Below are 6284 nucleotides of genomic sequence, written 5' to 3' on the forward strand. Positions count from 1 at the left end.
ACCCGACTTCCGCTCCGACGGGGCCGACCGGGCCCGCGTTTTGCCGGTGAGATGCACCAGGTGCGGCACCGACCGCTACTTAACTATCAGATCGGTGATGAGTATCCCGGACTGTCCCACCGACGTCGTCCTGGTTGCCTACACGTGCAGCCGGTGCCGGCGCTTCAGCGAACATCCTGCCCAGGTTACCGAGCTGTCCGCGGTCCTGGGCCGGCGCGAGCAACGAGGGGACGTGCTCATCTTCGGCGGCCATTACATGCACTGTGGGCAGCCCATGGCCAAGGCGGAATCGGAGGTCCGCAGGCTGTCCGCACCGCTATCCACAGAAGGCACGGCGGACGACACCCTGGACGTTTACCTGTCCACGCGAGTCCTCAGGTGTACGTGCGGTTTCCAGATGGAACTGCCGGACTGACGGGGATCGTACAGTTGAAGGACAAACCTACGCACGGGTAACTTTATGCGGGGCCCCATCCTATTCCCCCATGCGGATGGTCGTCCCCGGGAAGCCCCGCACCGCCTTCACAATGGTGCGGGGCTTTTTCGTGCCCCGGACATGCACTTCTTGAGGTTTCCGTCTTACACTGTCCACACCTACTAAAGGCCGGGGGGCACGTTGGGTTCACGGGGCTTTGCCTGGTCATCGAGGATGACAAGGATATTCGCGATCTGCTCACTCTTCTTCTGAGGCGGATCGGATTTGATGTTCATGCCGTGGGCAACGGTGTTGACGGCGTCGCCGCGGCGTGGGAGCACCACCCCGTCCTGGTAACGGTGGACCTGAACCTGCCGGACATGGACGGCCTCGAGGTGGCGCAGCACATCCGCGCCCGCTCCGAGGCACCCATGCTGTTAATCACCGCCAGGGCAGAGCTCGACGACGAGATGGCCGGCATGGCGTCGGGGGCCGCCGCGTACCTGATCAAGCCTTTCCGTCCGCGGCAACTCACGGAGACGGTGAACAGGCTCTGCCCCGTGGGTCCGCTGACGGCGCACGGCCTTGAGTCGCGCGCCTAGCGCATCTTCGCCGGACGTTGGCGGGTCCCGCACGAGCCCACGGCACCCGGCCGGCCGCCGTCGTGCTTTCCCGTCTCCGCGTCCTATATCCGCAGGTGGCAATTCGGTTCCATAATGTCCCCATAAACTTCGGGGACCCCCGCACCGGCGTTTGCCGGAGAGGCGCGAAAGGGTCCCAGGTGGCCACCCGGCTCTCGGCGAAACGGGCGGCGACGCGGCCCGGGCACGGACGCCAGTCCGCTCCCGGCACCGATCAGGGGGACCATCGCCATCAACCCAACAGCGCATTAACTCAACGAGGAGTGAACTGTCATGCTCAAGGACCTACAAATCGCGGCTGTCCTTCCGGCGAAGGATGTAGGCAGGGCGAAGGAGTTCTACCGGGACAAGCTGGGACTGGAACCGGTGGAACCCGCAGACGACAACGTCATGTACGAATGCGGCAACGGGACCAGGTTCCTGGTGTACCAGACTGACAACGCGGGCACCGCAAAGAACACCCAGATGGGCTGGGTGACCGACGACGTCGAGCGGGACGTTCAGGAATTGCAGGGCCGCGGCGTCGTGTTCGAGGAATACGATTTCCCGGGGCTGAAGACCGAGAACGGGATTGCCACAACAGACGGCGGCAAGGCCGCCTGGTTCCTGGACAGCGAAGGCAATATCTTAAGCCTCTTCGAACGCCAGTAGTAGTTCAGGGGTCGCGCAGCTCCGGACCCGCAAAGTCCCGGACTCGCGCAGCTTCGCCACTGGAATCGGAAAGGGGACGGAACCGCGCTGTTCCGGCCCCTTTCCGTCTAATCCGCGGCCCCCGGGCGGTGGCGAATGTCCACTTGCCCCGCGACGCTCCGGCCCCTCTGCGCCTGCCGGAGCAGAGGGCCCCCAATGGAGAGGATTGAAGAAACGATGAATTCATCAATTCCTCAATTACGAGTCTCGCCCAGCGGTGGCACCCCGTCAATAGCACGAACGCTTAGTGCGCAAATCGGAACCTGCCGGAGTTCGCCCGGGCCGGCTTTTTGAGCCGTCGGCAGGTCAGTCGGCTCCGCGTTCCGCGACCGCTTCCCTGGACACCTCGGCAAGCGTGAGGCTGCGCTCGCGCGCCTCCGTGAGGAGTCCCGCCAGGGCCTGCTCCGAGCTGCGGCCGGTCCGGGCACTGACGGACCGGACGGCGTCGGTTATCAGGGCGCGCCGGTTCAGGGACTCCTCCAGCACAGCTGCAGACTCCTCCGTCAGGATGGTCCCGGATCGTGCACGGGATGCGCCAATGCCGGCCAGGCCGCCCGAATCGGCCGCCGCCCGGGCACTCAACACGGACTCGGCAGCGGCGAGCAGGTCTGCAATTTCAGAGAAGGCCAGCCAGTACTGGAGCCGGCCGCCGGCCCGGCGGCCAGTCACCAGGTGCTGAGCCCGCAACTGTGCAAGCTGGCCGGCCAGATGCGAAGGTTTCAGTCCCGTGGCTGAACACAGCTCCGCCACGGAAGCCGGCCCCGACGCGAGCACAGCCAGAACCCGGACCCTGGCGGGATGAGCCAGCACCTTGAACAGCTCCGCCTCACCAGCCGCGACCCGCACTCCGAGTCCCCCACGTTCCGTCACCATTGCCCCAATCTGACAGATATACACGTGTCCTTAACCGATTATCCCCTCACAGAAGCCACGCCGACGCAATGAATCTGGCATTTTTCGGAACCCGGCATTTCCGGCAGAAAATCGTTGCGATTCAAGGGCCGGTACCCCCTCGCGGCAGGCGTCCTGCACTGAAATAATTGTCTTAAACGTTTTCCACGCGGCAGTCTGTCACCGGAACGGCACTCTGCGCATTCAGGAGAGGAATTAAAGCCCGTGCCTGTTTCAGCAGCCACTTCTGCACGGCCCGGTGTACTCCTGCCCGGCCGGCCAGGTCTCCGCGGGCCCTGCCGCCATCCCTTAACCAGGCTCTGATGCAGGCCAACCTGCCCCTCGCCGACGAACTCGCGGCACTCACCGCCCGGATCGCCGACCTCTTGCTGACCCACGAAACAGTCGACGAGGCCGTGTCCGCGCTCGCCCAGGCCCTGAAGGAAGCCATCCCGGGGACCCTCGGTGCCGGCGTCAGCCTGATGGATACACGCGGCCGGCGCACCAGCACGGCCTTCACCGATCCCGACATCCTGCGGGCAGACCAGCTCCAGTACGACCTTGGGCAGGGGCCGTGCCTGACCGCCTGGGCCCAGCAGGCAACCGTGACGGTCGATGACTGCCGCACCGACCACCGCTGGCCGGCCTGGAGCCGCGCCATCACGGACCTGCCCCTGCGCTCGGTGATCAGCACGCCGCTATCAACGCCCGACGGCGCCATTGGGGCCCTGAAAGTGTATTCCCCCCTTCCAAACGGCTTCGATTCCAAGGCCATCCGCCTGCTCGAACTGCTAGCACGGCCCGCCGCACTCATGCTTGCCAACACCCAGGCCCGCGACACGGCGCAGCGCCTCAGCGACGGGCTCATCGGCGCACTTGGCGCCCGCGACGCCATCGGGACAGCCACGGGAATCGTCATGGAACGACTCCATATCAACCGCGACCAGGCCCTCGCCACGCTCATAAGTGCCTCGCGGCGCAGGAATGAACCGCTGCACCAGCTTTCGCGCGACATCATCGACGGCGGAGAGGTGTAACCGGCCGTCACAAAACCGCCTTCAAGCGGGCCGCAACGGCCTGCGCATCAGAGGGCTGCCGCCGTCGGGAATTACCTCACCGCGGAGGTCCCGGGCAGGTTGGATCGGACCCGGCTACAGCATTTTGCGCCGCCGAGCAAGTTTGGCGCGCACGGCATTTCCAAGGAAAATAGCGAGTCAGCACACAAATGCACGTCCCGCTTACTTCAGGAGACAGAGAACCATGACGAACAACATTGCCCCGGGTGCCGGGCTGAACGCCGCCCCGACCGCAGCCATGGTCGCTCTGGACGAGCTGGACCTCACGCCGCAGGGACTCGCCGACGCACCGGCCAGCGAGCTTGACCCGGACACCCTCGTCCACCCCGGCCCGTAGGTCAGGTTCCGCAGAAGGTCCGGTACGGTCCAAAGCTTTCCGGCGCAGCCTCTGCGTAACGTTCGACGCCGGGACGCTCGTTATAGGGGTCCGTCACCGTCTCCAGCAACCGCCGGAGCGGGTCAAGGTCACCGTCCGTTGCCGAGCTGAGCGCTTCCTCAACAAGGTGGTTGCGGGGCACATAGGCCGGGTTGACCCGGTCCATCAGGCCGGCGTCGGGGTTCAGGGCCCGCCACCGCCCGGCCCAGGCAGCGAGGCCGTCCGGCTCCGCGGCCGGATCCCCCGCCGGCTGCGCGTTGCCGCGGGCAACGCTTCCAAGCCGGCGGAAGAACGACGTGTAGTCGAGGCGCCCCGCCTTGAGCAGCGCCAGCAGTTCGTCAATCACGGGCGAAGCCGCGCCCTCAGCGATGCTGCCGTCCAATCCAAGCTTCGCCTTCATGCCGGCGAACCACGCGCCGCTGTACTGCTCGCGGAAAGCGGCCAGTGATTCCTGCGCCTGCTCCACCGCACGCTCTTCATCGTCGTTGAACAGCGGTAGGAGCGCCTCCGCCAGTCGGGTCAGATTCCACTCCGCGATGAGGGGCTGGTTGGCGTAGGCGTAGCGGCCGTTCTCGTCGATCGAGCTGTAGACCGTGGCGGGGTCGAAGGCGTCCATGAAGGCGCACGGGCCGTAGTCGATGGTCTCCCCCGAGATGGCCATGTTGTCCGTATTCATAACCCCGTGGATAAAGCCCACCAGCATCCACCGGGCCACGAGCGAGGCCTGGGCGCTAATCACGGCATCGAACAGGGCGAGATACGGATTGTCCGCCTGGGCGGCGTCCGGATAGTGGCGCGCGATGGCGTGGTCCGCAAGGCGGCGCAGGAGCCCCCCGTCACCGGCGACCCGGGCATACTGGAAACTTCCCACCCGCAGATGGCTGCTCGCGACGCGCGTAAGCACCGCCCCGGGCAGCACCGTCTCCCGCTGGACGGAACGGTCCGTGGCCACGACGGCGAGTGACCGGGTGGTGGGGATGCCGAGGGCGTGCATCGCCTCGCTGACGATGTATTCGCGCAGCATCGGCCCCACGACGGCGAACCCGTCGCCGCCCCGGGCGAAGGGGGTGCGGCCGGAGCCTTTCAGGTGGATGTCACGGAGGCGTCCTTCGACGTCGGAAATCTCGCCGAGCAGCAGCGCACGGCCGTCCCCCAGCCGCGGCGCAAACCAGCCAAACTGGTGGCCGGAGTAGGCCTGCGCAACGGGAGTGGCGCCGTCGGGCACTGCATTGCCGATGAGCAGCGGCAGCCCTTCCGGGCTTGCCAGGAACTCCGGGTCGAAGCCCAGCTCGGCGGCCAGCGGCTCATTTAGGACGAGCAGCCTCGGGGCAGGGACCTCCTCGGCCTTCCAGGGGATGGCCATCTCGGCAAGCTCCGTGGCGAAGCGGCTTTCGAAGGTGACGGTTGATGCGGCTGGAGCGCTCATCTTTCAAGCATACGTTTCGGCCCGCCCCTCGGCCGGGCGGGTGCCATCCAACAATTTTGAAACCATGTAGGAAGTCTACTTACTATTAGATGGTAATCATGCTTACTATTGCTGAGTGCTGGTTCATCAGCAGCAGCTAACCCTCAAAGGAAAGAGAGCAATGATGACCGAGAACCCATTCGGCACCGAAACCACGGGCCTGGGCACCGCAGGCTCGGGCACCACGGGCTACGGCACAACTGAAACGGGCACCAACGGCTACGGCACCACCGGCGCGGGCACCACTGACTACCCGGGCACCACCGGCTACCAGGATGACAGTTCCTCCAAGAAGGACGTGGCGAAGGATGAGGCCGCGAACGTGGCCGGCCACGCTGCCGGGGCCGCCCAGAATGTGGCCGATACGGCCAAGACCGAGGCGAAGAACGTCGCCTACGAAGCCAAGAACAGCGCACGGGACCTGCTGCACCAGGCGAAGTCGGACCTCACAGACCAGGCCGGCACCCAGCAGACCAAGGCCGCCGAGGGCATCCGCAACATCTCCTCGCAGTTGCGCACCATGGCGGACGCACCGGACCAGCAGGGCGTGGCCGCGGACCTCATCCGCCAGGCCGCCGACCGCTCCGAGTCGGTCGCATCCTGGCTGGACAACCGCGACCCCGGCTCACTCCTGAACGAGGTCAAGTCCTTCGCCCGGCAGCGCCCCGGGACCTTCCTGCTCCTCGCGGCAGGCGCCGGCCTCCTGGCCGGACGGCTGGGCCGCAGCCTG

At 66.0% G+C, this 6284-nt stretch carries 7 protein-coding genes and 1 pseudogene; 6 read left to right on the forward strand and 2 right to left on the reverse strand.

Annotated features, from left to right (window positions below; all coding sequences use genetic code 11):
- The first annotated feature begins 97 nt into the window (after window positions 1-97).
- The 3 genes from ACFVTE_RS09990 (at window position 98) to ACFVTE_RS10000 (ending at window position 1707) form a co-directional block, all read left to right on the forward strand.
- Window positions 98-415 carry a hypothetical protein gene (locus ACFVTE_RS09990; RefSeq protein ID WP_387099721.1) on the forward strand — a complete coding sequence of 106 codons (318 nt, stop codon included), beginning with the start codon at window positions 98-100 and terminating at the stop codon, window positions 413-415.
- Window positions 416-693: 278 nt separating this feature from the next.
- Window positions 694-1017, forward strand: coding sequence for a response regulator transcription factor (locus ACFVTE_RS09995; RefSeq protein WP_387099764.1), 324 nt, complete (start codon window positions 694-696; stop codon window positions 1015-1017).
- Between the two features lie 312 nt (window positions 1018-1329).
- Window positions 1330-1707: a VOC family protein gene (locus ACFVTE_RS10000; RefSeq protein ID WP_387099724.1), complete on the forward strand. Its 378-nt coding sequence runs from the start codon at window positions 1330-1332 to the stop codon at window positions 1705-1707.
- Window positions 1708-2052: 345 nt separating this feature from the next.
- On the opposite strand, the gene ACFVTE_RS10005 is transcribed toward ACFVTE_RS10000, so the two are convergent.
- Complete coding sequence (locus ACFVTE_RS10005) at window positions 2053-2619, reverse strand: ArsR/SmtB family transcription factor (RefSeq protein WP_387099727.1); 567 nt, start codon at window positions 2617-2619, stop codon at window positions 2053-2055.
- 341 nt (window positions 2620-2960) lie between these two features.
- On the opposite strand from ACFVTE_RS10005, the gene ACFVTE_RS10010 reads away from it, so the two are divergent.
- Both ACFVTE_RS10010 and ACFVTE_RS10015 read left to right on the forward strand, forming a co-directional pair.
- Window positions 2961-3674, forward strand: coding sequence for a GAF and ANTAR domain-containing protein (locus ACFVTE_RS10010; protein WP_387099729.1), 714 nt, complete (start codon window positions 2961-2963; stop codon window positions 3672-3674).
- 223 nt (window positions 3675-3897) lie between these two features.
- Window positions 3898-4050 (forward strand): hypothetical protein, encoded by a 153-nt coding sequence (locus tag ACFVTE_RS10015; RefSeq protein ID WP_387099731.1) that lies wholly within the window; start codon window positions 3898-3900, stop codon window positions 4048-4050.
- A 1-nt stretch (window position 4051) separates the two neighbouring features.
- Here ACFVTE_RS10015 and ACFVTE_RS10020 read toward each other — a convergent pair whose 3' ends face one another.
- Window positions 4052-5515 carry a YdiU family protein gene (locus ACFVTE_RS10020; RefSeq protein WP_387099734.1) on the reverse strand — a complete coding sequence of 488 codons (1464 nt, stop codon included), beginning with the start codon at window positions 5513-5515 and terminating at the stop codon, window positions 4052-4054.
- Window positions 5516-5675: 160 nt separating this feature from the next.
- Between ACFVTE_RS10020 and ACFVTE_RS10025 the strand changes: the two are divergent.
- Window positions 5676-6284, forward strand: a pseudogene (locus ACFVTE_RS10025) (hypothetical protein); the annotation flags it as partial.

The sequence above is a fragment of the Arthrobacter sp. NPDC058097 genome, from assembly GCF_042884885.1.
Taxonomy (GTDB): Bacteria; Actinomycetota; Actinomycetes; order Actinomycetales; family Micrococcaceae; genus Arthrobacter.

What these genes read in the sequence shown, in the direction of transcription:
- ACFVTE_RS10005 (WP_387099727.1), bottom strand. Translation starts at nt 2,619, where the DNA reads ATGGTGACGGAACGTGGGGGACTCGGAGTGCGGGTCGCGGCTGGTGAG.
- ACFVTE_RS10000 (WP_387099724.1), top strand. Translation starts at nt 1,330, where the DNA reads ATGCTCAAGGACCTACAAATCGCGGCTGTCCTTCCGGCGAAGGATGTA.
- ACFVTE_RS10020 (WP_387099734.1), bottom strand. Translation starts at nt 5,515, where the DNA reads ATGAGCGCTCCAGCCGCATCAACCGTCACCTTCGAAAGCCGCTTCGCC.
- ACFVTE_RS10010 (WP_387099729.1), top strand. Translation starts at nt 2,961, where the DNA reads ATGCAGGCCAACCTGCCCCTCGCCGACGAACTCGCGGCACTCACCGCC.
- ACFVTE_RS09990 (WP_387099721.1), top strand. Translation starts at nt 98, where the DNA reads ATGAGTATCCCGGACTGTCCCACCGACGTCGTCCTGGTTGCCTACACG.
- ACFVTE_RS10015 (WP_387099731.1), top strand. Translation starts at nt 3,898, where the DNA reads ATGACGAACAACATTGCCCCGGGTGCCGGGCTGAACGCCGCCCCGACC.